This window comes from Enterobacter cloacae complex sp. HYC042_NIDB, from assembly GCF_056673315.1.
This window is the reverse complement of sequence record NZ_CP109650.1, coordinates 4,581,445-4,603,739: the sequence shown is the minus strand read 5'-3', so window position 1 is coordinate 4,603,739 and position 22,295 is coordinate 4,581,445. Positions and strand designations below refer to the sequence as shown.

The following is a 22,295-nucleotide window of genomic DNA, read 5'->3' as shown; positions in this document are numbered from 1 at the left end:
ACATTAAATAATGTCATCCACCACGCCACCATCGACGCGCAATGCCGCGCCTGAGGTGGCGGAGGCCTGCGTCGAACAGACATAAATCACCATATTAGCCACCTCTTCAACGGTGGCGGCGCGCTGGATAACCGAGCTGGGGCGGTTGGTCATGACAAATTCTTTCGCCAGCTGCTCCAGCGATTTACCGGTTTTCTCGATCTCATCTTTCATCATTTCAGCGAAACCGTCGGACATCGTCGGGCCCGGCAGCACGCTGTTCACCGTCACACCGCTTCCCGCCACGAACTTCGCCAGCCCGCGCGCCAGCGAAAGCTGTGCCGTTTTGGTCACCCCGTAGTGGATCATGTCTGCCGGGATATTGCAGGCTGACTCGGAGGAGATAAACACCACGCGGCCCCAGCCTTTTTTCACCATGCCCGGCAGCAGGGCGCGGGAGAGGCGCACGCCGGACATCACGTTGGTCTGCCAGTAGCGCTCCCAGGTTTCATCGTCGGTGCCATAGAAATCCTGCGGGCCGTAAATCCCGGCGTTGTTCACCAGAATATCGACGTCGCTCGCGACCTTCAGCAGCGATTCAACCCCTTCCGCGGTGCTGAGATCGGCAATGGCGGCACGCACCTGCACGCCAGGCACAACCTGCTGCAGCTGCTGAATACCTTTGTTCACCGAGTCGGTGCTGCGGCCATTAACGATCACTTCCGCGCCGCTTTCTGCCAGGCCTCTGGCAATGGCAAACCCGATCCCGCCGGTTGAGGCGGTGACCAGGGCCACTTTCCCCGTAAAGTCGATTTTCATCATCAGCTCCTTATCGTTTTAACGTTCGGACCTTAAAGCGTAGCAGGTGATGATGACGGCTCCTGGCTAAAAAGGCGCAGCAGGGTTTCAACCTGCTCATCCAGCGGGGCGAGGGTGCGCTTCACGATCAGATGCAGCGGTGTGGCCCGACGAACGCCGTGGCTCAGCGGGAGGAGTTTCAGTACGCCTTGCTCCAGCTGGGGCTGAATGCGTTCCTCTGGCAGCCAGCCGTAGCCGACCTGCGAGACGACCGCCTCTATGGCAGCGTCGATGGTCGAGAACGTCCACGACTCGCCGGCAGCCCGCGTGGCGTTCTGGCTGTCCGCAATCTGGATTAGCGGCCACGGGCGCAGCATCTCATCATTCAGCGGCGCGTCGAGGCTAAAGAGGGGATGCCGGTGATGCGCCACGGCGACAAAGTCAATGTTCATCAGCCATTCGCCGAGCCCGGTAATGTCCTGGCGGCGGGTTAAAACCATCACATCGGCCTCGTTGTTCATGGCATCGGCGCGGGTATTTTCCAGCACCTCCGTGAGGCGGACCTGAGTTTGCGGATACTGCTGCTGGAACTGACGCAGAATGGCGAACAGGCGGCGGCGTGGGAAAATCGAGTCCACCACCAGGTCCAGCCGCGTGCGCATCCCGTTACGAAGGGTCGCCGCGCGCGTCTCGACATACGAAAACGCTTTCAGCAGCGGTTTCACCTGGCCGAGAAGCAGTTCACCGGCCGGGGTCAACACCGCCCTGCGCCCCTCCGGCGCCAGCAACGCCACGCCCAGCCGCTCCTGCAGCAGCGACAGGTTATAGCTCACCGAGGACTGACTGCGGTGGGTTTCTTCTGCAGCTTTGGCAAAGCTGCCCGCATCCACCACTTTTTCCAGTAAAGCCCACTGTTCCAGCGTCGTCTTGTGCATAATTTATCTAAAATTTGGATGAATTTGATTAAAACATAGCGTTATTCATTCATTTTTTGAAGACTTAAGATCGTCTCATCAAAACGAAGGAGACATCTTATGAACACATTCGACAAACACGACTTAAGCGGATTCGTTGGCAAACATCTGGTTTATACCTATGACAACGGCTGGAATTACGAAATTTACGTCAAAAACGAGACTACTCTCGACTACCGTATTCACAGCGGTCTGGTGGCGAACCGTTGGGTTAAAGATCAGCAGGCTTACATCGTGCGGGTAGGGGAGAGCATCTATAAAATCTCCTGGACCGAGCCAACCGGTACGGACGTTAGCCTGATTGTGAACCTGGGCGACAAACTGTTCCACGGCACCATCTTCTTCCCGCGTTGGGTCATGAACAATCCGGAAAAAACCGTCTGCTTCCAGAACGACCATATTCCGCTGATGAACAGCTATCGCGATGCGGGGCCGGCCTATCCAACAGAAGTGATTGACGAATTTGCCACCATCACCTTTGTACGCGACTGCGGTGCGAACAACGAAAGCGTGATTGCCTGCGCGGCCAGCGAGTTACCAGAAAACTTTCCCGATAACTTAAAATAAGCGCGACAGTTAACTAAAAAGAAAAGTTCCCGGTTATTTCTGCTTTTACAGAAATAACCGGTATTTTTTTTGTTTGTTGATGTTTGGTTTAAAATAACATTTTGTAAAAATTGAGTTTGATCACGAAATAAATAATTCATAATTACATAAGCTATTGTTTATAAATGAATTAATATTGATTTAGTTACATCTTAATTACGCATCTTAATTTTTCCCTAAGAAATGAACGATACCTTGATATGAGTTTATGGTTCGTTGAAATAAACGAAAAAGTAATTGGTTAATATCAAGCGCGTGCCATTCTTATTGCAAGGAAATTAATGATGAGTGATTTTTTGCCTTTTTCCCGCCCGTCGATGGGTAGTGAGGAATTAGCGGCGTTGCAGGAGGTTATAACCTCCGGCTGGATCACCACAGGACCTAAAAATCAGGAACTTGAAGCGGCATTTTGTCAGCTGACGGGGAACCAGCACGCGATTGCCGTCTGCTCGGCGACGGCGGGCATGCACGTCACGCTGATGGCGCTGGATATTGGTCCGGGCGATGAGGTCATTACCCCCTCTCAAACCTGGGTCTCCACGCTGAATATGATCGTGCTGCTGGGCGCCACGCCGGTCATGATCGATGTGGACAAAGAGACATTGATGGTGACACCGGAAGCGGTTGAAGCCGCCATTACCCCGCGTACCAAAGCGATTATTCCCGTGCATTACGCCGGCGCGCCGTGTGATATCGACGCCATTCATGCCGTCGGTGAGCGTCACGGTATTTCGGTGATTGAAGACGCGGCCCATGCCGCCGGAACGTACTATAAAAACCGTCACGTGGGCTGGAAAGGCACGGCGATTTTTTCCTTCCACGCCATCAAAAACATGACCTGCGCGGAAGGTGGTTTAGTCGTCACGGATAACGCCCGGCTTGCCGCGCGGATCCGCAGCCTGAAATTCCACGGCCTGGGCGTGGATGCCTATGACCGCCAGACGCACGGCCGCGCGCCGCAGGCCGAAGTGATCTCCCCGGGCTTTAAGTACAACCTCGCAGATATCAACGCCGCGCTGGCGCTGGTACAGCTGGGTAAGCTGAAAGAGGCCAACCTACGCCGCGAGGCAATCGCGCAACGCTACCTGCGCGAGCTTGCCGATACGCCGTTCCTGCCGCTGAGCATTCCGTCATGGCCACACGTTCACGCCTGGCACCTGTTTATTATTCGCGTTGATGAAGCGCGCTGCGGGATCTCACGCGACAACCTGATGGCGGCGCTGAAGGTGCAAGGCATCGGCACCGGCCTTCATTTCCGCGCGGCACACACCCAAAAATACTACCGCGAGCGTTTTCCTGATGTATCGCTTCCGAATTCGGAATGGAACAGCGCGCGTATTTGTTCTCTCCCTCTTTTCCCGGACATGACTCATGACGACACAACCCGCGTCATTACCGCGCTCCATCAGCTTGCAGGACATTGATATGTTCAGCGCACCGCCTGTACAAAAAGTTTCTGTGGTCATCCCAGTTTATAACGAGCAGGAGAGCCTGCCCGAGCTGATCCGCCGCACCACGGCAGCCTGCGATACGCTGGGCAAAGCCTATGAAATTCTGCTGGTGGACGACGGCAGCAGTGATGATTCCGCGCTGATGCTGACCGAAGCCGCCCAGGCCGAAGGCAGCCATATTGTCGCCGTGCTGCTCAACCGTAACTATGGCCAGCACTCCGCCATTATGGCCGGGTTCAGCCACGTTACGGGCGATCTGATTATCACCCTGGACGCGGATCTGCAAAACCCGCCGGAGGAGATCCCGCGCCTGGTGGCGAAAGCCGACGAAGGCTATGACGTGGTCGGCACGGTGCGTCAGAACCGCCAGGACAGCCTGTTCCGCAAGCTGGCGTCACGCACCATCAACCGCCTTATTCAGCGCACCACCGGTAAAGCAATGGGCGATTACGGCTGCATGCTGCGCGCCTACCGCCGCCATATTGTCGACGCCATGCTGCACTGCCATGAGCGCAGCACCTTTATTCCGATCCTCGCCAACACCTTTGCCCGCAAGGCAACGGAAATTCCGGTCCTGCACGCCGAGCGCGAGCACGGGGAATCGAAGTACAGCTTTATGCGTCTCATCAACCTGATGTACGACCTCGTCACCTGCCTGACCACCACGCCGCTGCGCCTGCTGAGCGTGTTCGGCAGCATCATCGCCCTGGCCGGTTTTACGCTGTCCGTCCTGCTGGTGGTGCTGCGGCTGGTCTTTGGCCCGCAGTGGGCGGCGGAAGGGGTCTTCATGCTTTTTGCCGTGCTGTTTATGTTCATCGGCGCCCAGTTCGTCGGAATGGGCCTGCTCGGTGAATACATAGGCCGTATCTATAACGATGTTCGCGCACGTCCGCGCTACTTTATTCAACGTGTTGTCCGTCAGGAACACAAAGCATCTCAAGAGGAAAACCACCCATGAAAGCCGTTGTATTTGCCTATCACGATATGGGGTGCGCGGGCACGCTGGCCCTGCTGGAAGCGGGCTATGACATTGCTGCAATCTTTACCCATCCGGATGCGGCGGGGGAGAATCACTTCTTCGGCTCCGTGGCGCGTATCGCCGCCGAGCGCGGTATTCCGGTGTATGCCCCGGACGACGTCAACCACCCGCTGTGGGTGGATCGCATCCGCGCGCTCGCGCCTGATGTCATCTTCTCGTTCTACTATCGCAACCTGATCTGCGACGAGATCTTAGGCCTGGCCGCAAAAGGGGCGTTTAACCTTCACGGCTCTCTGCTGCCCGCCTACCGTGGCCGCGCGCCTCTGAACTGGGTGCTGGTCAACGGCGAAACGGAAACGGGCGTGACGCTGCACCGCATGGTGCGCCGCGCGGATGCCGGGGCCATCGTCGCCCAGCAGCGCGTGGCAATCGACGCGGATGAAACCGCGCTTGAGCTGCATCATAAACTCTGCACCGCGGCGCAAAGCCTGCTGCGTGACGCGCTGCCAGCCATCCTCAACGGCACCTTCAGCGAGACCGAGCAGGACGAAAGCAAGGCCAGCTGCTTTGGCCGCCGCGCACCGGAAGATGGTCGCCTGGACTGGAATAAACCCGCCCGCCAGCTGCACAACCTGGTGCGCGCCGTGACCGACCCGTGGCCGGGCGCGTACAGCTTTGCGGGCGTAAGCAAATTTATCGTCTGGAAATCCCGCGTGCGTGACGATATCCCGGCCGCTAAGCCGGGCACCGTCGTCTCCGTCTCCCCGCTGATTGTGAGCTGCGGCGAGCAGGCGCTGGAGATCGTCACCGGGCAGACCGACAACGGCCTGTACGTTCAGGGCACGCAGCTGGCGCAGTCTCTGGGTCTGGTAGCCGGGGCGCTGATCACCAGCGCCCCGGTGGTTGCCATCAAGCGCCGCACGCGCGTGCTGATCCTCGGCGTGAACGGCTTTATCGGGAACCACCTGACCGAACGTCTGCTCAAAGACGATAACTACGAGATTTACGGTCTGGATATCGGCTCTGACGCCATCAGCCGTTTCCTCAACAACCCGCGCTTCCACTTTGTGGAAGGGGATATCAGCATTCACTCCGAGTGGATCGAATATCACATTAAAAAATGCGACGTGGTGCTGCCGCTGGTCGCCATCGCCACGCCAATCGAGTACACCCGTAACCCGCTGCGCGTGTTCGAGCTGGATTTCGAAGAGAACCTGAAGATCATCCGCGACTGCGTGAAATACGACAAGCGCATCATCTTCCCGTCCACCTCTGAAGTGTACGGCATGTGTACCGACAAAAACTTCGATGAGGATGCCTCCAGCCTGGTGGTCGGGCCGATCAACAAGCAGCGCTGGATCTACTCTGTCTCCAAGCAGCTGCTGGACCGCGTAATTTGGGCCTACGGCGAGAAAGAGGGTCTGCGCTTTACCCTGTTCCGTCCGTTTAACTGGATGGGTCCGCGTCTGGATAACCTGAACGCGGCGCGAATCGGCAGCTCCCGCGCGATCACTCAGCTGATCCTGAACCTGGTCGAAGGCTCGCCTATCAAGCTGATTGAAGGCGGGAGTCAGAAACGCTGCTTTACGGACATCAGCGACGGTATCGAAGCCCTGTTCCGCATCATTGAGAACAAAGATAACCGCTGCAACGGTGAGATCATTAACATCGGTAACCCGGAAAACGAGGCGAGCATTCGCGAGCTGGCAGAGATGCTGCTGGCCAGCTTTGAGCGCCACCCGCTGCGCGATCGCTTCCCGCCGTTTGCCGGTTTCCGCGAAGTGGAAAGCAGCAGCTACTACGGAAAGGGCTACCAGGACGTCGAGCACCGTAAGCCAAGCATCCGCAACGCGAAGCGCTGCCTGAACTGGACGCCGACGGTGAAGATGGAGCAGACCATTGATGAAACGCTCGACTTCTTCCTGCGCACCGTGGAGCTGTCGGAACAGGCCTCATGAAAAAAGTCGGTTTACGCATTGATGTCGACACCTTCAGGGGAACGCGTGACGGCGTGCCCAGACTGCTGGAACTGCTGAGCAGGCACGGCGTGCGTGCCAGCATTTTCTTCAGCGTGGGGCCTGACAACATGGGACGCCATTTATGGCGTCTGGTTAAACCGGCATTTCTGTTCAAAATGCTGCGCTCGCGCGCGGCATCCCTCTACGGCTGGGATATTTTGCTGGCCGGCACCGCCTGGCCCGGCAGACGCATCGGCGCGGGTAATGAAGCGGTTATCCGCGCGGCGGCGCAGCAACACGAGGTCGGCCTGCATGCCTGGGATCATCACGCCTGGCAGGCGTGGGCGGGCGTCTGGGATATCCCGCGCCTGTCCCGTGAGGTCGAGCGTGGAATGCTGGAGCTTGAGGCCATCATCGGTCAGCCCGTGCGTTGTTCCGCCGTGGCGGGATGGCGTGCCGACCAGCGGGTGGTCAAAGCCAAAGAGCATTTCGCGTTTCGCTACAATAGCGACTGTCGTGGAACCGGGCCGTTTTTGCCGCTGTTGGGCGAAAATCGCTACGGTACGGTGCAAATTCCGGTCACGCTTCCCACGTGGGATGAGGTGGTGGGGCGCGAAGTGAAGGCGGAAGCATTTAATCGCTACATTCTGGACCGCATCCATCGTGACGCCGGAACGCCGGTCTATACCATCCATGCCGAAGTGGAAGGGATTGCGTATCAGCATGATTTCGATGCGCTGCTGACGATGGCCGCTCAGGAAGGCATTGCGTTCTGTCCGTTGAGCGAGCTGCTGCCGGACGACCTCAGCACCCTGCCCGTGGGTAAAGTCGTCCGTAATGAACTGGCTGGCCGGGAAGGCTGGCTTGGCTATCAACAAACCGTGAGTCCGGTCCCATGAAAACAGCCCGTTATGGCGTAGCGCTTTTCGCACTGTTTATCGTTTATTACTTCATTCCGGTCGATATTCGCCTGCTGTGGCAGCCTGATGAAACGCGCTATGCGGAAATCAGCCGCGAAATGCTGGCATCGGGTGACTGGGTTGTCCCGCATTTCCTCGGGCTGCGCTACTTTGAAAAGCCGATTGCCGGCTACTGGATCAACACTATCGGACAATGGCTGTTCGGGCACACGAACTTTGCCGTACGCGCCGGGTCGATCTTCTCCACCGGGCTCGCGGCGCTGCTGGTGATCTGGATGGCCTGGCGTCTCTGGCGGGATAAGCGTACGGCCATTTTCTCCGGCCTGATCTTCCTGACCCTGTTCCTGGTGTATGGCATCGGCACCTATGCGGTGCTGGACCCCATCGTCACTCTGTGGCTGGTGGCGGCGATGTGCAGCTTCTGGCTCGCCTCACAGGCGCGCACCGTGGCCGGAAAAGCGGGCGGCTATGTGCTGCTTGGGCTGGCCTGCGGCATGGGGGTGATGACCAAAGGCTTTCTGGCGCTGGCGGTACCGGTGATCGGCGTGCTGCCGTGGGTGATTGCCCAAAGGCGCTGGAAAGAGGTGCTGATTTTTGGCTGGCTCGCGGTCCTGAGTTGCGTGCTGATTGTTCTGCCGTGGGGGCTGGCCATTGCGCACCGCGAGCCTGATTTCTGGCGCTACTTCTTCTGGGTTGAGCATATTCAGCGTTTTGCCCAGAGCGACGCGCAGCATAAAGCTCCGTTCTGGTATTACCTGCCGTTCCTGCTCGCGGGCAGCCTGCCGTGGCTGGCGCTGCTGCCAGGCGCGCTGCGTCTTGGCTGGAATGACAGACAAAACGCGGGCGGCGGGTTCTACCTGCTGGGGTGGGTGGTGATGCCGCTGCTGTTTTTCAGCATCGCTAAAGGCAAGCTGCCGACCTATATCCTGCCCTGTTTTGTCCCGCTGGCTATCCTGATGGCGCGCTATGCCTGCCTCGCGGCGGAAAAAGGGGCCAGAGCGTTGCGCATTAACGGCGGCATTAACCTGGCGTTTGGCGCTATCGGCGTGGTGGCGGCGCTGGCGGTCTCGCCGTGGGGGCTGGCTAAGCATCCGGTCTGGACATCGGTCGAACTGTATAAAGTCTTCTGCGCGGTGGTGGCGTTCCTCATCTGGGGCGCGGTAGGCTGGTTTACGCTGCGGCAGAGCCAGCGGCGCTGGTGGCTGGCGGCGCTGTGTCCTGCGGGTCTGGCGTTGTTGATTGGTTTTGCCATTCCGAACCTGGTGGTGGATTCCAAGCAGCCGCAGTCGCTGGTGGATACCGTGCGCGAGCCGCTTCAGGGCAGCCGCTTTGTGCTGACCAATAACGTTGGCGTGGCCGCGGGTCTGGCGTGGGAGCTGAAGCGCAGTGACATCACGCTGTTTGCTCAGAGCGGCGAGCTGCGCTACGGGCTGGATTATCCCGATGCGAAAGATCGCTTTGTCAGTGAAGACGACTTCGCGCAGTGGCTGGCAACGCATCGTAAGCAGGGAAGCGTGTCGCTGGTGATGCTGCTGTCTAAACGTGACGATATTGCAGAGGCGAATTTACCGCAGCCGGACAATCTCTATATCCAGGGGCGTCTGGCCCTGCTGGAGTATCTGCCGAAGTGATGACCTGGACCTGGCTCATACTGGCAAGCCTGCTGAGCTGCGCGGGACAGCTGTGCCAGAAACAGGCTACCCGTCCGGCGAAAGGCGGACGGCGTGGCGCGCACATCATGCGGTGGCTTGGCCTGGCGATGCTGGCGCTGGGCTGCGGAATGCTGGTCTGGCTGGTGGTGCTGCAGCGCCTGCCCGTCGGCGTAGCTTACCCTATGCTGAGCCTCAATTTTGTCTGGGTGACGCTGGCGGCGAAGGTCTTCTGGCGCGAGCACGTTGCTGTGCACCACTGGCTGGGGGTTGGGTTCATTATCATGGGGATTATCGTGCTGGGAGGAAGCCTGTGAAAGGCGCGTTCTGGGCGTTATGCAGCGTGCTGTTAGTCAGCGCCGCACAGCTGTTGCTGCGCGATGCCATGCAGGCTCTGCCGCCGGTCAGCGATTTTCTGATGTTTATCTCCGCGCTGTGGCACGTTTCGTCCGGCACGGGCGCGCTGGTGCTGGGGTTAACGGGATACGTTGCCTCCATGGGCTGCTGGTATCTGGCGCTGCATCGCATGGCGCTCAGCAAAGCGTATGCCTTGCTGAGCCTCAGCTATATCCTGGTGTGGGGCGCGGCAATCCTGCTGCCCGGCTGGGGGGAGCACTTCTCCTGGCATGGGCTGCTGGGCGTCGCGTTGATTATGCTGGGTGTACTGGTGATTTTCCTGCCCCGACGTGAATAATCGACTCGGTGGTCAGGGTGTAAGGGGTCGAGGTACAGACGGCAAGGCTCAGAGAACCGAGCTGCAGCTGGCTGACCGAGTGCGACTGCGCCGTGCTGTCGATGCTGACAATCTGCCAGGCGCTGCCGCCGCGCTGTTTCACAATCGCTTCTTTGCGCGTCCAGATACGCCAGAAGGCAGAAAGCTGTTCCTCGGGCGCTTCACGCTCCAGCTCGTCATGCTCTGTCAGGCTGAAAACGGCGTTGGCCAGCGCCTGCCAGTTCTTGCGGGGGCGAATCACTTCGATATCGCAGCCCACTTCGCCTTCATCGCTCATCAGCAGGGCGATATCATCACCGCTATGGCTCAGGTTGAACCACAGCGGATCCCCCTTCGCAAATGCCGGCTTCCCCTGCTCGCCGTAAATGATGTCGGGGAGCGGGTGAGGGGATAATGTTCTGGCGAGCAGCGTCCGGCCTGCCAGCCAGGAGGCCTGTCGTGCACCCTGAGGTGCCTTATCTGCAAGCGTTGACGCCAGCGGGTCCGCGCAAAGGGTGGAAATTTTTCCCAGTACAAACCGGTACATAGTTACGCCCAGCGTTTAATGATAATCGAGGTATTGATGCCGCCAAACGCGAAGTTATTGCTCTGCAGATACTCGCAGTCAATCTGACGGGCTTCTCCCATAATATAATCTAAAGCCCCGCATTGCTCATCCGGCTGCGTTAAATTGAGCGTCGGGGCAAACCAGCCTTCGCGCATCATCTGCAGGCTCATCCACGCTTCCAGCGCGCCGCAGGCCCCCAGCGTGTGGCCAAAATAGCTCTTCAGCGAAGAAACCGGCACGCTGTCACCGTAGATGGCGGCCGTGGCCTGGCTTTCGGCGATATCGCCGCGGTCGGTGGCGGTACCGTGCGCGGAGATATACCCCATATCCCGGGCGCTTAACCCCGCCATCGCCAGCGACTGCTCCATGCATATCTGCATGGTGTCACGCTGCGGCTGGGTGATATGGGCCGCGTCACAGTTGGTGGCAAAGCCCACGATCTCACCGTAGATGGTGGCCCCGCGCGCTCTGGCGTGCTCCAGCTCCTCCAGAATCAGGGTGCCTGCGCCTTCCCCAATCACCAGACCATCGCGCTGCGTATCGAACGGCGAGGGGGTGGTTTTGGGTTCGTCGTTGCGCTGGCTGGTGGCAAACAGCGTGTCAAACACCGCCGCTTCAGACGGACAAAGCTCTTCCGCGCCCCCCGCGACCATCACGGTCTGATACCCGTGGCGAATTGCCTCCCAGGCGTAGCCAATCGCCTGGCTGCCGGAGGTACAGGCGCTCGACGTTGGGATCACGCGGCCACGTAGTCCAAAGAACAGGCCGGTATTCACCGCGGTGGTGTGCGGCATCATCTGGACGTAGGTTGTCCCGGTGATGTTATTGGTGTGCTTTTCGGTAAGCATGGTCGCGAATTCGCTGACCGGGCCGGTGCTGCCTGTCGAAGAACCGTAGGCGATGCCGGTTTGCCCGTTGGTGAGCACCGCTTCGCCAATCAGCCCCGCCTGCTCCAGCGCCAGCTCGGTGGCGCGGGTCGACATCAGCGACACGCGGCCCATGGCGCGAATACGCTTGCGGGTATAGTGTTCCGGCAGCGCGAAATCGTCGATCGGCGCGCCCAGCAGGGTGTGCAGGCCATCATAAACCTGCCATTCCGGCATTTTACGCACGGCGTTTTCATACGCCAGCAGCCGGCTGGAAACGGACTGCCAGTTCTCGCCAAAGGCGGTGACGCCGCCCATGCCCGTAATCACCACGCGACGCGTCATAGCATTCCTCCGTTAATCGAAATGACCTGGCGGGTGACGTAGCCCGCGATATCCGACATCAGATAGCTTGCCAGCCCGGCGACCTCCTCAGCCTGGCCCATACGTTTCATTGGGATGATGGACATCGCTTCCTTCAGCGCGGCCTCCTCCATTTCAATCATGCCGGTATCAATCAGCCCTGGCGCAATGCAGTTCACGGTGATTTTGCGTTTTGCCAGTTCGATCGCCAGCGCTTTGGTGGCGCCGATAATGCCCGCTTTGGCCGCGCTGTAGTTCACCTGGCCGCGGTTGCCCATCACGCCGGAGACGGAGGATAAGGTAATAATGCGCCCGCCCTGACGGGTGCCGATCATGGGCATAATGCAGGGGTGTATGACGTTATAAAAGCTGTCGAGATTGGTGTGGATCACGCTGTCCCAGTCGTCTTCACTCAGTGCCGGAAAAGCGCCATCGCGGGTAATTCCGGCGTTGCTAACCACGCCATACCATGCGCCATGGGCATCAATTTCCTGCTCAAGCACTTCACGGCACTGCTCGCGGTTGCCTACGTCAAACGAGAGTAAACGGCCGCTGCCGCCCGCCTGCGTGATGGCGTCCAGCGTCTCCTGCGCGCCTGCGGCATCGCGATGGTAATGCACGCCGACGGTGAACCCGTCAGCGGCAAGCTGGCGGGCGATGGCGCGACCAATGCCTTTGCTGGCCCCTGTGACCAGTACGGAACGACTCATGCGTGGGATCCCTGATTAAAAAGCGATGTTAATTCTTCTGCAGTCGGCTGGAAGGTATTGACCCGGCCCGTGGCCAGCGTCTCTTCACCTGCGCAAATCGTGCATTCAAAACTGCCGAAGCGTTCGTCCTGCATCAGCAGCTTAACGGTAATGTCCAGCGTTAAGCCTTTGGCGAAACGCCCGCTGGCGCAGACCAGCTCGCGCGCGCCGAGCACCATGCCCAGCGCGATATGTTCCTGCCCCTGCTGCTGACGATGCCAGCCCGACCAGACGCCAACGGTCTGCGCCATTAGCTCGAGCGCGTACCAGCCCGGCAGGTCGCCATCGGCATTGAGAAACGGCGCCAGCACGCTTTGCCTGTCAACCGCCACGCGGCAGACCGCCATGTCATCCGTCACATTTTCAACGGACCCCAGCAGCATCATGGGCGCATCGTGCGGCAAATAGGCTTCGGGTGATAGATAGCTCATGACGTTCTCCCCAGCAGAATGCTGGCGTTATTGCCGCCAAACGCGAACGAGTTAGACAAAATCACCGGCTTTTTCAGGGCGGTGCTCTGGTGCAGCAGGCCGCACGGCGCCAGCGTCTCGTCCGGAGCGTAGCGGGAAAAATCCTGCGGCGGCAAGGGCAGATCGCGCGTCAGGATAAGCCAGCTCAAAGCCGCTTCGGTAATGCCGGCAGCGCCCAGCGTGTGGCCGGTAAGGTGTTTGGTTGAACTGCACGGCACGCTTTCCCCGAAGAGATCGTGAACCACCTGTGATTCAATCTGATCGTTGAGCGGCGTGGCCGTGCCGTGCAGGTTGATGTAGCCGATGTCGTCCGGCTGCATGCCCGCTTCGCTGAGCGCCTGAGTGATAGCCCTTATCGCCCCGTCGCCCTGCGGATGCGGGGCGGAAATATGGTACGCATCGCTGGATTCGCCCGTGCCGAGCAGCGCCACGTCCGCGGGTTCCCGGCTTAATACCATCAGCGCCGCCGCTTCACCGATGGTGATCCCCCGGCGGTCCCGGCCAAACGGCTCGCAGAGCGTGGGGGAGAAGGATTCAAGACTGTTAAAGCCGTTCACGGGCATCCGGCTCAGGGTGTCTGCTCCGCCGACAATGGCGATATCCACCAGCCCGGCTTCAATCAGGCGTTTGCCGCCGATCATCGCCCGCGCGCTGGAGGAGCAGGCGGTGGAGATCGTATAAGCCGGGCCTTCAAGCTGCAGCCAGTTGGCGAGAAAGCGGGACGGATCGCCCAGCTCCTGCTGCGGATACTGCCAGCGCGTGCTGGTCTCGCCGTCGGTCATGAGACGCACGTGCTCATCGCCTTCATCCAGCCCGGAGGTGCTGGTTCCCAGCACCACGGCCACCCGGTCGCGACCAACGCGGGCGATGGCCTCGTCAACGGCGGGCTGAATCTGCGCCAGCGCGGCCAGCAGCAGCTGGTTGTTGCGGGTGCGGTGTGCAGAGAAGGTGTCCGGGATGAGCGGCAGTTCGCCTTCCACCCCGCCCAGTACCGCTTCGGGCATTCCCTGCAGCCAGCCGGTCCGGGCGTGCATGCCCGGCGCCACGCCCGCAGCCAGGTTGGCGGCAATTTCATCAGGCGAGTTTCCCAGCGCGTTGACCATGCCAACAGCGGATATATAAATCATCTCAGTCACCCAGATATTGAATGGTGATGTGGTATTTGAATACGTGTTGCTCGATGCTGATCGGCTCGCGCTTGCCTTTGCGCTGGAGGTAGACAATCTCCGTCACCAGCTTGCCGCTGGCGTTACGCAGCTCGCGCCGATCGCCATTGTCCGTTAACGTCCAGCCCTTCGGCAACTGCGGCTGCCAGGCGCTAATCGGCCAGTGGCTGAGCATCACGTCGGCCAGCACCTGGCTGGCGGGCGGCAGCTGCGGCACGACGATCGACTGCTCGGTATGAATACCGCTCTCGTCGTACGTTGCCAGGAACAGGCGAATGCCCACGGAAGAGAGGCCGGCCAGCGTGACCTTATGCGCATCCGCGTTGAGCATCACCAGCAGGGACTGCGTTTGCCCGTTAAAGCTGCCGGTCAGCAGTTGCTGGGAGCTTACCGCCGGGCTGATGCCGGGCGGCGGCAGAGTGACTTTGGTGCCAGGCTGAAGCCAGGCCTGAGGCCGCGTCTCTTTGGTATCGGTCGAATGGCTGCAGCCTGTCAGCAGCAGCGCCGCGGCCAGCGCGACGGCGCGATAAACAGCGTTCATTTACGTTTTCTCTCTTTCTTATCCGGCATCGCCAGCGGTGCCAGCAGGAAGGCGGTGAAAATACCGCTCACCAGCACAATACCAAAGCTGCTGATGGCCTGGGTGGCGCTGAAGACGAGCATGCCCAGCGTCAGCAGGGTGGTCATCATGGCCAGGGTAATCGCCAGCATCGAAGTCAGCGGCGTACCGCGCGGGTTGCTGAAGAACAGCGTGTAGTTAATGCCAATGCCGAGCACCAGTACCAGCGCCAGCAGTGAAAACAGATTTACCGGGTGGCCCGTTGCGGCCAGCGCGGCCAGCCCGCAGCTCAGCGACAGTGCGGACGGCACCAGGCTTATCAGCCCTTTGCGCCAGCCGAGGCGCAGCATCGCCCCGCAGGCAATCACCGCCAGCGCCGCAAACAGTAGCCCCGTCAGCAGCGTGCGGTAGAGGGCAAACAGGCTGTCAAAGCTGGCCTTGCGGTCCACCCAGACGACGCCGTCATGGCGCGCGGCCAGCTCACCGAGCGCCGCGCTGTTTTTTGCGCCGTCCACCGGCACGAGCACGCCGCTTTCCCCGCCCGGCAGGGTCAGCCAGAGCAGACGCCAGCCCTCGCTGGCCGGACTTTCAAGCCACGCGTCCACGCTGACCGGCATGGCGTCCAGATTGGGGGAAACGGCGTTGAGCCCTGCGCTTTTCAGCACGTTCGTCACCGCAGGCGCGGCGTTCCGCAGCAGCGCAAGGTCGCTTTTCTGGCGGGCCAGCGAGTTCAGCGGCAGGGTGCGCCAGCGGGTGAGATCCCCCGCTTTTTGCGCCTCGGCCAGCGCGGGAGTAAAGGCTTCCAGCCGCTCCAGCGTTTGCTGGGGCGAAGCGCCGTGCACCACAAACCATTTCTGATCGACGCTTTGGCCGGTCAGGGCGGTAATGGTTTTCTCCTGCGCCAGAATATCTTTCGGCAGCGCCTGCAGCTGGGCGATGTCGTCGTCCACCTTCAGGGTGCTCATTCCCACGGCGGAGAGCAGCGCCAGCGCGACGGGCAGACCAACGGACAGTTTTTTACTGCGTCGCCAGGCGGCCAGCCAGCGCAACATCAGGACCATAAAGGGAACCGGGCGCACCGGCAAACCCCGGCACAGCCACGGATGCCAGAAAACTACCGTCAGGCAGGAGGCGCTCAGCCCCGTCGCGGCAAATACCGCCATCTGGCGGATCCCGGGGAAGGGGGCCAGCATCATAATCAGGTAGGCGGCGACGGTCGTCAGCAGCGCCAGCAGCAGCGCATTGCGCACTTTGGCCAGGCTTTGCCAGGGGGAGTGATCCGCGCCGTGCACCATCCGTTCGGTCAGGTAGTAAAGCGTATAGTCGGCCGAAATACCGATGATGCTCATGCTCATCACCAGCGTCATCAGGTGCAGTTCGCCAAAGAGCAGCAGCGTCACCACCGTGCCCGCCAGCGCGCCGATGGCAATGGAGAGCACGCTCAGCAGCAGCGGGCGCAGAGAGCGGAACACCGCCACGATCAGCAGGAACACCCCAAGCAGGGTGGCGATGCCCAGCGTTGAGACGTCGCGTTTAGCCTGCTGGCTGGCATAATCGCTGTAGAACACCGTCCCGCGCGAAAGCAGCTGCGCCTGCGGGTAACGCGCTTTCAGCGTCTGTTGCAGCGCGTTAAGCGTCGTCACGAGCCGGTGGGTCTGCTTCATATCAAATGACGAGCCCGCCAGTTCGCCGTGCAGCAGATACCAGTAGTTTCCCGCTTCATCTTGCGTGACCAGCCAGCCGTCCATCAGCCGCAGCTTCTGGCCGTTTTGCGCCAGGGCGAGCTGCGAGCCGCGCATCAGCATCAGCGGATCGTTTTGCAGCTCTTTACCGCTGACGCCGGAGAAGGCGGAGTAGAGCTGGGATAAAATCCACTGCGCCTGCGCTTCTCCGCCGTTTTGCAGGCGGGCGCGGGTGGCCGGATCAATCAGCCCGTTGCGGTGCTGCCAGAAGAATTCTCCCCAGGCCTTTTGCCCGGCGGCGTCCATCGGGCCTTTGACCTCGCTGAGCGCGTCGCTGCCGTGCAGCAGTTCAAGCCACTGCTGCGCCACGCGCGGATCGGGTTCTTTGCCGGGGCTGACCAGCCAGACCAGCTGGCAGTCGAGACGCTGCATAAACCCGTCGTTGAGCGCCGGAGGGATCGCCCCCAGCGTCTGCTTCGGCAGCATGGCCAGCACGCTGCTGTTCAGCCGCGCGCCGGGCAGCAGCGACAGCAGCACGCCCAGCATAACCAGACATACCGTGGCCCACAGCAGCGCCGGGCGCAGGGATTTACGGTGCGGCAAAGCGTTGGCGTTCGTCATCGGTCAGGCTGGCGGGCGTCAATTGGTGGTTTGAAAGGGCGATATCGGTACGGTCGCCCTGCCTGTCGTTCAGGCGGATCGTCTCAAGATAGGTCGCGCCGCCCAGATCGAGGGTGGCGAAAATCTTGTCCAGCGGCGTCGTTTTTGGGGTAAGCACCAGCGACCAGCGGCCCGCGCCCAGGTCTTTAAAATCGATGCGGAAGTTCTCTTCCAGCACCTTGCGGTCGGCCTGGAACAGGGCCCGCAGCAGGTGGTTGAACTGGAACATCTGCGGATTATTGTCGGCGGTGATGGTCTGCGGCGGCTGGCCGTTGATCGCCTGTACCATCCGCTTGTCGTCCAGCAGCAGCGTCATCGGAAACGGTGCTTTTTGATCCCACAGCAGGCCGCTGTCGCGGGCGATCAGCATCTCGCCCTGCGAGCGCAGCGGCTGCGGCATATCTTTTATCGTGCGGACCTGTTCGAAGTGCGCGCGCACCACGGGCTGCTCGGTGAAACGCTGCTGCAGTTCATCCAGCGTCACGGCGCTGACCAGCGGGCTGACGATCAGCGCCAGCAAAGGCAACCATTTCATGGCATGACTCCCATACGTTCAAACAGTACTGCCGGACTGACAAAGCACATTTCGCGGGTGGCTTCTTCCACCGCCACCTGGATGGTGTATCCGGTGGTGGTGCGTTTGCCGGTCTGCGCATCGAAAATTTGATAGGCAATGCGCAGGCGGTTTTCATACTCTTCAATCTGCGCGCGGACGCGAATGCGCTGCTCAAAGGTCACCGCATCGCGGTATTTCACCCGCGTGTCGACAACGGGCCAGACGTAGCCGGAGGCCTTCATCTGGCGATAGCCATAGTCAAACTGATTGAGCAGCGCCTCGCGGGCGATCTCAAAGTAGCGGAAATAGTTGCCGTGCCAGACCACGCCCATCATATCGACGTCGTGGAACGGAACGGTGATCTCAACTTCAGTCGTAAAGCGGGGATCGGTCAGCACCCTTTACTCCTTCTCTCTGGACTCTGGCAGATGCCAGAAATCGAAAAAATTAAACCAGTCGAGCGGCGACATCAGGGCGTAATGCTCCAGCCGCTGCGCGTAGCGATCGACGGTAGCCTGCAGCGCCTGCTGGCGTTCCCCGCGCGGCAGGATCAGCGGGTCGGCAAACGGCTCGCTGTGCAGGACGAGCTTACCCTGCTGGCGCAGGGCGAAAATCAACACCACCGGACAGCGCAGGATGGAGGCCAGGATAAACGGCCCCTGAGGGAACGGTGCGGGCTGGCCCATAAACTGGCTCCAGATCACCCGCCACTCGCCGCCACGCTGCGGGTTGACGGCGATGCGGTCGCCCACGATCGCGACCCATTCTCCGCGCTCAAGCTTCTCTTTGATGGCAATGGCGGTGTCCGGGCCGATGTCGGTGACCGACATCAAATTCACGCCGGCCTGGGGCGCCATTTCGCTCATAATTTGCTTAAAACGCCGGGCGTTCTCGCTGAAGACCAGGGCGGTGATGGTTTTGCTGCCGTCCAGCTGGGCCAGCGCCCGGCAGGCTTCTACGTCGCCAAGATGCGAGGCCAGCAGCAGCTTGCCCTGCGGCGCCGCGATATTAAGCGTTTCGCTCGCGCCGGGAGCAAAGACCACGTCGCGCTTAAACTTCAGCTCGCCGCGCCAGCTGGCGACTTTGTCCAGCATCGCGTTGCCGAAGCGCATGAAATGGAAAAAGCTGTTGAGACGTGCTGGAACAGGCATGTTCCGCTGCATCAGCACCTGCTTCACGCGTGCAATCCACTGCCGCGAAGCCTGCCGCGCCGGACGCGCGATCAGCCAGTAGACGCCGATAACCGGCCACAGCAGCACGGTAAACGCCCGCCGCCCCAGCAGCTGCCAGACGCGCAGCATCAGGCGCATGCCCCACAGGCCTTTAACCTCGTCCTGCTGCGCCCAGTGCTGGCCGCGTCGACGGAAGAGCAGGCCGGGAATGCGCGGAAGCATGCCGAAGAACAGCCGGGTATGCATCAGGGAGATCCGCACGTTATCTTTCAACGCGTCGAAGTGGGACAACCCGTCCTGCGGATAGGTCACGTGGGTGGGCAGAAAGACGCTGGTGTTGCCCTGCCAGTAGAGACGGACCATCACTTCGGTGTCAAAGTCCATCCGTTTACCGAGCGTTTCACGCGCGGCGAGCCGCAGCGTGGGCGAGACCGGGTAGACCCGAAAGCCGCACATACTGTCTTTAAGCTGCAGGGATAAGGTCTCAATCCATACCCAGACGTGGGTGACCCAGCGCCCGTAGAGCCGCGAGCGCGGGATGGAATCATCGTAAACGGGCTGGCCGGAAATCAGCGCGTCCGGGTGGCGCTCCGCCAGCGCCAGCATTTTGGGAATATCTTCGATGGCATGCTGGCCGTCCGCGTCCACCTGCAGGGCGTGGGTATAGCCCGCACGCGCGCACTCCTCCAGCCCCCTGATGACCGCGGCACCTTTGCCGGCGTTTTGCGCCAGACGGACCAGCGTCATCTGCGGCTGCTCCGCCGCCAGCCGCTCAAGCTCCTGGCGGGTGGCGGCTTCGCTGCCGTCATCCACCACCAGGCACGGCAGGCCAAACGGGGAGAGGCGCGACAGCACGCTGGACATCGTGGCGCCGTGGTTGTAGCACGGGATCAGCACGCAGGGGCGGAAGGTTACTGACATAGACGAATTTTCCCGCTGCTGGCGGTATGGCGTTCAGTCCCGTCATGACGCAGGTAGCTGAAGGTCAGCAGTTTGCGCCCGGCATGCCACTCAAGCACCAGCGTCACCGTGGTTTCCGGCAGCAGAGGCGCCTGGAACTTCACGTTTTGAATGCTGTGAAAGCGGTAGCCCGGTGCCAGTAAGGTCGTTGCGTAGTGCATCACCCAGTCAAGCTGCGCAACGCCGGGCAGCAGCGGCTGTACGGCAAAATGGCCCTGAAACCAGAACAGAGAGGCGTCGAGATGCAACACGATCTCCAGCTTCTCCGGCTGTGCCTGATGGCGCTCGATTTCATGAATTTTCATGAAATAACTCCTCTAACTGCGCATAGACACGCTTGTTCATACTGTTTACCGGCAACTCATCGACAATGCGCCAGTAGCGTGGAACGGCGACCGGCTCAAGCCACGGCAGCAGGGCGCGTCGCCAGGCGAACTCCTGCGCTTTTTTATCCTGCAGATGCCAGCGCTGACGAACCGCCTCATCCAGCACCAGCAGGACGCCAATCCCCTGACGGCCCCCGCGCGTAACCGGCAGCGCAGCCGCCTCGCAAACGCCGTCGAGCTGCAGCAGGCGACGCTCAATCTCGTTAAGCGAGATGCGCTTTTCTTCAATTTTGACCACCCGCCCGCGACGACCGGCGATGCTAAACAGCCCCTCACTGTCGAAGTGGAGGATATCGTCCAGCTGGAGTCCTTCAGCCTCATGGATAAGCGGCGAAGTGACGCGGCAGGCGTCATCTTCCTGATGGAAGTTTACGCCGGGGAAGGGTAGCCACGGCAGGTTATCTTCCACGCGATGGCGCCAGGCGAGGATCCCGGTTTCGGTGCTGCCATAAATTTCGTCCGGCCAGATGTTAAGCCAGCCAACCGTGGTGGAGACGTCACGCCAGGGCAGCATTCCGCCCGCGGAAATCAGCATCCTGACGGGCGGCGCGGCCAGTTCGGTATCCAGGCGCTTCAGGAACGCCGGGCTGCTGATGAACAGGTAATGCCGGTCATGAGGAAGGGCGGCCAGCTGCTCTGCGTAGTAGAGCATCGCGGCATGCAGCGGCAGGCCCATCGCCATCGGCAGTACGATGCGAAATGTCAGGCCGTAGAGATGTTGCGGGACGACGGAGGCCACAACGCTACAGCCAGCCAGACGTTCACCGAAGCGGTCAGCCAGCAGGCGGGCTTCGCGATCCAGGCTGACGATGTGCTTAACCACCCGGCGCGGCGTTCCCGTGGAGCCGGAGGTGAACAGCTCGACGAAGCGGTTTTCGTTAATCTCCGGCAGGGGTACCCAGCGGGAGATCGTCTGGTGGCGGGAGGCTACCACAATCAGCTGCCCGTCAATATCGAGGGACCGATCGCTCAGGACGCCGCTAAACAGCGGCTGCTGCTCCTCAAGCAGCGAAACGCGGCTATGGCCAGGAATGACCGGCGTTTTACCAGCATGCAGCGAGGCCAGCAGCGCAACGATAAACAGGTAGCTGTTTTCAAAGCACAGCGCCCAGCGCTCGCCTTCCTGCTGACGCAGGGTGTCGACCAGTAACGTCACGTCGTGGCGCAGCTGGCCCAGCGTCCAGGTACGATCGTCGAGCCAGGCGACGGGCGTGTCGTCAGGGCGGGGCGCGTTTAACCACTGGCCCAGCGGAAGGGGGTTAGTCATTCTGCATCTCTTTTTTTATCACCCGCTGGCGCACCAGCCACTCTGCCGCCATCAGCGTCCCCATCAGGATGTAAGCCACCATACCGTTCCACAGCGTCCACAGATGAATGTCGCCGTGCAGGACGGTATACAGCGCCATCGCCCCGTTGCCGATGAAAAAGCCGCACCAGACGAGGGTCACCCTGCGGGTATAGCGCACACCCTCCGGCGGCAAATTTGGCTCTCGCAGGCGCGCCAGGCGTTCGACCAGCGGCATCGCTGTCCAGAGCGAACCGCCGAACACGGCGAGCATCACAAGATTAACGACCACAGGGTAAAACAGCAGCCACTGGTGGGTTTTCAGCAGGTAGCTTGCCGCGCAGAGCGCGATCCCCGCCAGCGCCACGCACTGCACCACATACCGCATCGGGCCGATGTTACGCCGCGCCTGACGCAGCCGCAGCAGCAACAGCAGCGCCATCACCGGCAGCAGCCACGGCAGGCTGTTATGCGTTAGCCCAAATCCAATCAGGAAGGGCCACGCCAGCAGCATCAGCCCCGTCAGGAGTGGGATGACCGGGAACGTCCGTCCACCACGCACGGTGTCTTACTCTTCGCGCAGCAGCTGTTCGACGGCGTCTACCACATCCTGAACGGTACGAACCGATTTGAAGGTTTCCGGCTTGATTTTCTTACCGGTTTTCTTCTGCAGATGGACAATCATGTCCACCGCGTCAATGCTGTCCAGCTCCAGGTCTTCGTAAAGACGGGCTTCGGGCGTAATGTCCTGCGGGTCGATTTCAAAGAGTTTGGTCAGAAGGTCGCAGACTTCCTGATAAATGGTTTCTTGTTCGGTCATAGTTCAC

Annotated in this window: 24 protein-coding genes; 8 read left to right on the top strand and 16 right to left on the bottom strand. The window is 60.5% G+C overall.

The annotated features are described in order from the left end of the window. Positions 1 to 3 precede the first annotated feature (3 nt). A complete protein-coding gene (locus tag OKF39_RS22090) occupies positions 4 to 798 on the bottom strand; it encodes an SDR family NAD(P)-dependent oxidoreductase (protein ID WP_088205117.1) in 795 nt (264 codons plus the stop codon). 32 nt (positions 799 to 830) lie between these two features. Then, positions 831 to 1,712 (bottom strand): LysR family transcriptional regulator, encoded by an 882-nt coding sequence (locus OKF39_RS22085; RefSeq protein WP_069733654.1) that lies wholly within the window; start codon positions 1,710 to 1,712, stop codon positions 831 to 833. Between the two features lie 99 nt (positions 1,713 to 1,811). Here OKF39_RS22085 and OKF39_RS22080 point away from each other — a divergent pair, with 99 nt between their 5' ends. The 8 genes from OKF39_RS22080 to arnF all read left to right on the top strand — a co-directional run bounded on the left by OKF39_RS22080 (position 1,812) and on the right by arnF (position 10,008). Next, positions 1,812 to 2,318 (top strand): phenolic acid decarboxylase, encoded by a 507-nt coding sequence (locus OKF39_RS22080; RefSeq protein ID WP_059357264.1) that lies wholly within the window; start codon positions 1,812 to 1,814, stop codon positions 2,316 to 2,318. Between the two features lie 323 nt (positions 2,319 to 2,641). Continuing rightward, the gene (gene arnB / locus OKF39_RS22075) at positions 2,642 to 3,781 is read left to right on the top strand and encodes a UDP-4-amino-4-deoxy-L-arabinose aminotransferase (RefSeq protein ID WP_479983822.1); all 1,140 of its coding nucleotides are present in this window, start codon (positions 2,642 to 2,644) and stop codon (positions 3,779 to 3,781) included. Between the two features lies 1 nt (position 3,782). Next, a complete protein-coding gene (gene arnC, locus OKF39_RS22070) occupies positions 3,783 to 4,766 on the top strand; it encodes an undecaprenyl-phosphate 4-deoxy-4-formamido-L-arabinose transferase (RefSeq protein WP_041911876.1) in 984 nt (327 codons plus the stop codon). Next, a complete protein-coding gene (gene arnA, locus OKF39_RS22065; RefSeq protein ID WP_041911877.1) occupies positions 4,763 to 6,745 on the top strand; it encodes a bifunctional UDP-4-amino-4-deoxy-L-arabinose formyltransferase/UDP-glucuronic acid oxidase ArnA in 1,983 nt (660 codons plus the stop codon). The genes arnC and arnA overlap by 4 nt, the downstream gene beginning before the upstream one ends. Continuing rightward, positions 6,742 to 7,644 carry a 4-deoxy-4-formamido-L-arabinose-phosphoundecaprenol deformylase gene (arnD, locus tag OKF39_RS22060; RefSeq protein WP_048960807.1) on the top strand — a complete coding sequence of 301 codons (903 nt, stop codon included), beginning with the start codon at positions 6,742 to 6,744 and terminating at the stop codon, positions 7,642 to 7,644. The genes arnA and arnD overlap by 4 nt, the downstream gene beginning before the upstream one ends. Continuing rightward, a complete protein-coding gene (arnT, locus tag OKF39_RS22055) occupies positions 7,641 to 9,296 on the top strand; it encodes a lipid IV(A) 4-amino-4-deoxy-L-arabinosyltransferase (protein WP_479983353.1) in 1,656 nt (551 codons plus the stop codon). Before arnD ends, arnT begins: the two co-directional genes overlap by 4 nt. Further along, positions 9,296 to 9,631 (top strand): 4-amino-4-deoxy-L-arabinose-phosphoundecaprenol flippase subunit ArnE, encoded by a 336-nt coding sequence (gene arnE, locus OKF39_RS22050; protein WP_041911880.1) that lies wholly within the window; start codon positions 9,296 to 9,298, stop codon positions 9,629 to 9,631. Before arnT ends, arnE begins: the two co-directional genes overlap by 1 nt. Continuing rightward, on the top strand, positions 9,628 to 10,008 hold the full coding sequence (arnF, locus tag OKF39_RS22045) for a 4-amino-4-deoxy-L-arabinose-phosphoundecaprenol flippase subunit ArnF (protein ID WP_126345952.1): 381 nt from the start codon (positions 9,628 to 9,630) through the stop codon (positions 10,006 to 10,008). Before arnE ends, arnF begins: the two co-directional genes overlap by 4 nt. Here arnF and acpT read toward each other — a convergent pair. From acpT to OKF39_RS21975, 14 genes are read right to left on the bottom strand one after another with little or no spacing between them, the layout of a single operon-like run. Further along, positions 9,965 to 10,573, bottom strand: coding sequence for a 4'-phosphopantetheinyl transferase AcpT (gene acpT / locus OKF39_RS22040; protein ID WP_028014714.1), 609 nt, complete (start codon positions 10,571 to 10,573; stop codon positions 9,965 to 9,967). The genes arnF and acpT overlap by 44 nt on opposite strands. A gap of 2 nt (positions 10,574 to 10,575) precedes the next feature. Beyond that, complete coding sequence (locus OKF39_RS22035) at positions 10,576 to 11,805, bottom strand: beta-ketoacyl-ACP synthase (protein WP_028014713.1); 1,230 nt, start codon at positions 11,803 to 11,805, stop codon at positions 10,576 to 10,578. After that, the gene (locus tag OKF39_RS22030; RefSeq protein WP_028014712.1) at positions 11,802 to 12,533 is read right to left on the bottom strand and encodes a 3-ketoacyl-ACP reductase FabG2; all 732 of its coding nucleotides are present in this window, start codon (positions 12,531 to 12,533) and stop codon (positions 11,802 to 11,804) included. Before OKF39_RS22030 ends, OKF39_RS22035 begins: the two co-directional genes overlap by 4 nt. Beyond that, positions 12,530 to 13,003: a hotdog family protein gene (locus tag OKF39_RS22025; RefSeq protein ID WP_045259387.1), complete on the bottom strand. Its 474-nt coding sequence runs from the start codon at positions 13,001 to 13,003 to the stop codon at positions 12,530 to 12,532. The genes OKF39_RS22030 and OKF39_RS22025 overlap by 4 nt, the downstream gene beginning before the upstream one ends. After that, complete coding sequence (locus tag OKF39_RS22020; protein WP_063155489.1) at positions 13,000 to 14,169, bottom strand: beta-ketoacyl-[acyl-carrier-protein] synthase family protein; 1,170 nt, start codon at positions 14,167 to 14,169, stop codon at positions 13,000 to 13,002. The genes OKF39_RS22025 and OKF39_RS22020 overlap by 4 nt, the downstream gene beginning before the upstream one ends. Position 14,170: 1 nt before the next feature. After that, positions 14,171 to 14,749: a DUF3261 domain-containing protein gene (locus OKF39_RS22015; protein WP_479983352.1), complete on the bottom strand. Its 579-nt coding sequence runs from the start codon at positions 14,747 to 14,749 to the stop codon at positions 14,171 to 14,173. Next, on the bottom strand, positions 14,746 to 17,070 hold the full coding sequence (locus OKF39_RS22010) for an MMPL family transporter (protein ID WP_479983351.1): 2,325 nt from the start codon (positions 17,068 to 17,070) through the stop codon (positions 14,746 to 14,748). The genes OKF39_RS22015 and OKF39_RS22010 overlap by 4 nt, the downstream gene beginning before the upstream one ends. Beyond that, positions 17,039 to 17,644 carry an outer membrane lipoprotein carrier protein LolA gene (locus tag OKF39_RS22005; protein ID WP_045631452.1) on the bottom strand — a complete coding sequence of 202 codons (606 nt, stop codon included), beginning with the start codon at positions 17,642 to 17,644 and terminating at the stop codon, positions 17,039 to 17,041. The genes OKF39_RS22010 and OKF39_RS22005 overlap by 32 nt, the downstream gene beginning before the upstream one ends. Continuing rightward, positions 17,641 to 18,063, bottom strand: a complete 423-nt coding sequence (locus OKF39_RS22000; RefSeq protein ID WP_248223807.1) for an acyl-CoA thioesterase — start codon at positions 18,061 to 18,063, stop codon at positions 17,641 to 17,643. Before OKF39_RS22000 ends, OKF39_RS22005 begins: the two co-directional genes overlap by 4 nt. 3 nt (positions 18,064 to 18,066) lie before the next feature. Then, positions 18,067 to 19,758 carry a glycosyltransferase family 2 protein gene (locus OKF39_RS21995; protein WP_479983350.1) on the bottom strand — a complete coding sequence of 564 codons (1,692 nt, stop codon included), beginning with the start codon at positions 19,756 to 19,758 and terminating at the stop codon, positions 18,067 to 18,069. Further along, the gene (locus tag OKF39_RS21990; protein ID WP_136344104.1) at positions 19,749 to 20,102 is read right to left on the bottom strand and encodes an ApeI family dehydratase; all 354 of its coding nucleotides are present in this window, start codon (positions 20,100 to 20,102) and stop codon (positions 19,749 to 19,751) included. The genes OKF39_RS21995 and OKF39_RS21990 overlap by 10 nt, the downstream gene beginning before the upstream one ends. Further along, positions 20,089 to 21,450 carry a class I adenylate-forming enzyme family protein gene (locus OKF39_RS21985; protein ID WP_479983349.1) on the bottom strand — a complete coding sequence of 454 codons (1,362 nt, stop codon included), beginning with the start codon at positions 21,448 to 21,450 and terminating at the stop codon, positions 20,089 to 20,091. The genes OKF39_RS21990 and OKF39_RS21985 overlap by 14 nt, the downstream gene beginning before the upstream one ends. After that, positions 21,443 to 22,030 (bottom strand): COG4648 family protein, encoded by a 588-nt coding sequence (locus OKF39_RS21980; RefSeq protein ID WP_479983348.1) that lies wholly within the window; start codon positions 22,028 to 22,030, stop codon positions 21,443 to 21,445. The genes OKF39_RS21985 and OKF39_RS21980 overlap by 8 nt, the downstream gene beginning before the upstream one ends. Positions 22,031 to 22,036: 6 nt before the next feature. Next, on the bottom strand, positions 22,037 to 22,288 hold the full coding sequence (locus OKF39_RS21975; RefSeq protein WP_063944099.1) for an acyl carrier protein: 252 nt from the start codon (positions 22,286 to 22,288) through the stop codon (positions 22,037 to 22,039). Between the last annotated feature and the right edge of the window lie 7 nt (positions 22,289 to 22,295).

Bases quoted from the DNA above. Each gene is read 5' to 3' on its own strand.
- OKF39_RS22020 (WP_063155489.1), bottom strand. From the start codon at position 14,169: ATGATTTATATATCCGCTGTTGGCATGGTCAACGCGCTGGGAAACTCG.
- acpT (WP_028014714.1), bottom strand. From the start codon at position 10,573: ATGTACCGGTTTGTACTGGGAAAAATTTCCACCCTTTGCGCGGACCCG.
- OKF39_RS22035 (WP_028014713.1), bottom strand. From the start codon at position 11,805: ATGACGCGTCGCGTGGTGATTACGGGCATGGGCGGCGTCACCGCCTTT.
- OKF39_RS22085 (WP_069733654.1), bottom strand. From the start codon at position 1,712: ATGCACAAGACGACGCTGGAACAGTGGGCTTTACTGGAAAAAGTGGTG.
- OKF39_RS22090 (WP_088205117.1), bottom strand. From the start codon at position 798: ATGAAAATCGACTTTACGGGGAAAGTGGCCCTGGTCACCGCCTCAACC.
- OKF39_RS22005 (WP_045631452.1), bottom strand. From the start codon at position 17,644: ATGAAATGGTTGCCTTTGCTGGCGCTGATCGTCAGCCCGCTGGTCAGC.
- arnD (WP_048960807.1), top strand. From the start codon at position 6,742: ATGAAAAAAGTCGGTTTACGCATTGATGTCGACACCTTCAGGGGAACG.
- OKF39_RS22080 (WP_059357264.1), top strand. From the start codon at position 1,812: ATGAACACATTCGACAAACACGACTTAAGCGGATTCGTTGGCAAACAT.
- OKF39_RS21975 (WP_063944099.1), bottom strand. From the start codon at position 22,288: ATGACCGAACAAGAAACCATTTATCAGGAAGTCTGCGACCTTCTGACC.
- arnB (WP_479983822.1), top strand. From the start codon at position 2,642: ATGAGTGATTTTTTGCCTTTTTCCCGCCCGTCGATGGGTAGTGAGGAA.
- OKF39_RS22030 (WP_028014712.1), bottom strand. From the start codon at position 12,533: ATGAGTCGTTCCGTACTGGTCACAGGGGCCAGCAAAGGCATTGGTCGC.
- arnC (WP_041911876.1), top strand. From the start codon at position 3,783: ATGTTCAGCGCACCGCCTGTACAAAAAGTTTCTGTGGTCATCCCAGTT.
- OKF39_RS22025 (WP_045259387.1), bottom strand. From the start codon at position 13,003: ATGAGCTATCTATCACCCGAAGCCTATTTGCCGCACGATGCGCCCATG.
- OKF39_RS21995 (WP_479983350.1), bottom strand. From the start codon at position 19,758: ATGTCAGTAACCTTCCGCCCCTGCGTGCTGATCCCGTGCTACAACCAC.
- arnE (WP_041911880.1), top strand. From the start codon at position 9,296: ATGACCTGGACCTGGCTCATACTGGCAAGCCTGCTGAGCTGCGCGGGA.
- OKF39_RS21990 (WP_136344104.1), bottom strand. From the start codon at position 20,102: ATGAAAATTCATGAAATCGAGCGCCATCAGGCACAGCCGGAGAAGCTG.
- arnT (WP_479983353.1), top strand. From the start codon at position 7,641: ATGAAAACAGCCCGTTATGGCGTAGCGCTTTTCGCACTGTTTATCGTT.
- arnA (WP_041911877.1), top strand. From the start codon at position 4,763: ATGAAAGCCGTTGTATTTGCCTATCACGATATGGGGTGCGCGGGCACG.
- OKF39_RS22015 (WP_479983352.1), bottom strand. From the start codon at position 14,749: ATGAACGCTGTTTATCGCGCCGTCGCGCTGGCCGCGGCGCTGCTGCTG.
- OKF39_RS22010 (WP_479983351.1), bottom strand. From the start codon at position 17,070: ATGACGAACGCCAACGCTTTGCCGCACCGTAAATCCCTGCGCCCGGCG.
- OKF39_RS21985 (WP_479983349.1), bottom strand. From the start codon at position 21,450: ATGACTAACCCCCTTCCGCTGGGCCAGTGGTTAAACGCGCCCCGCCCT.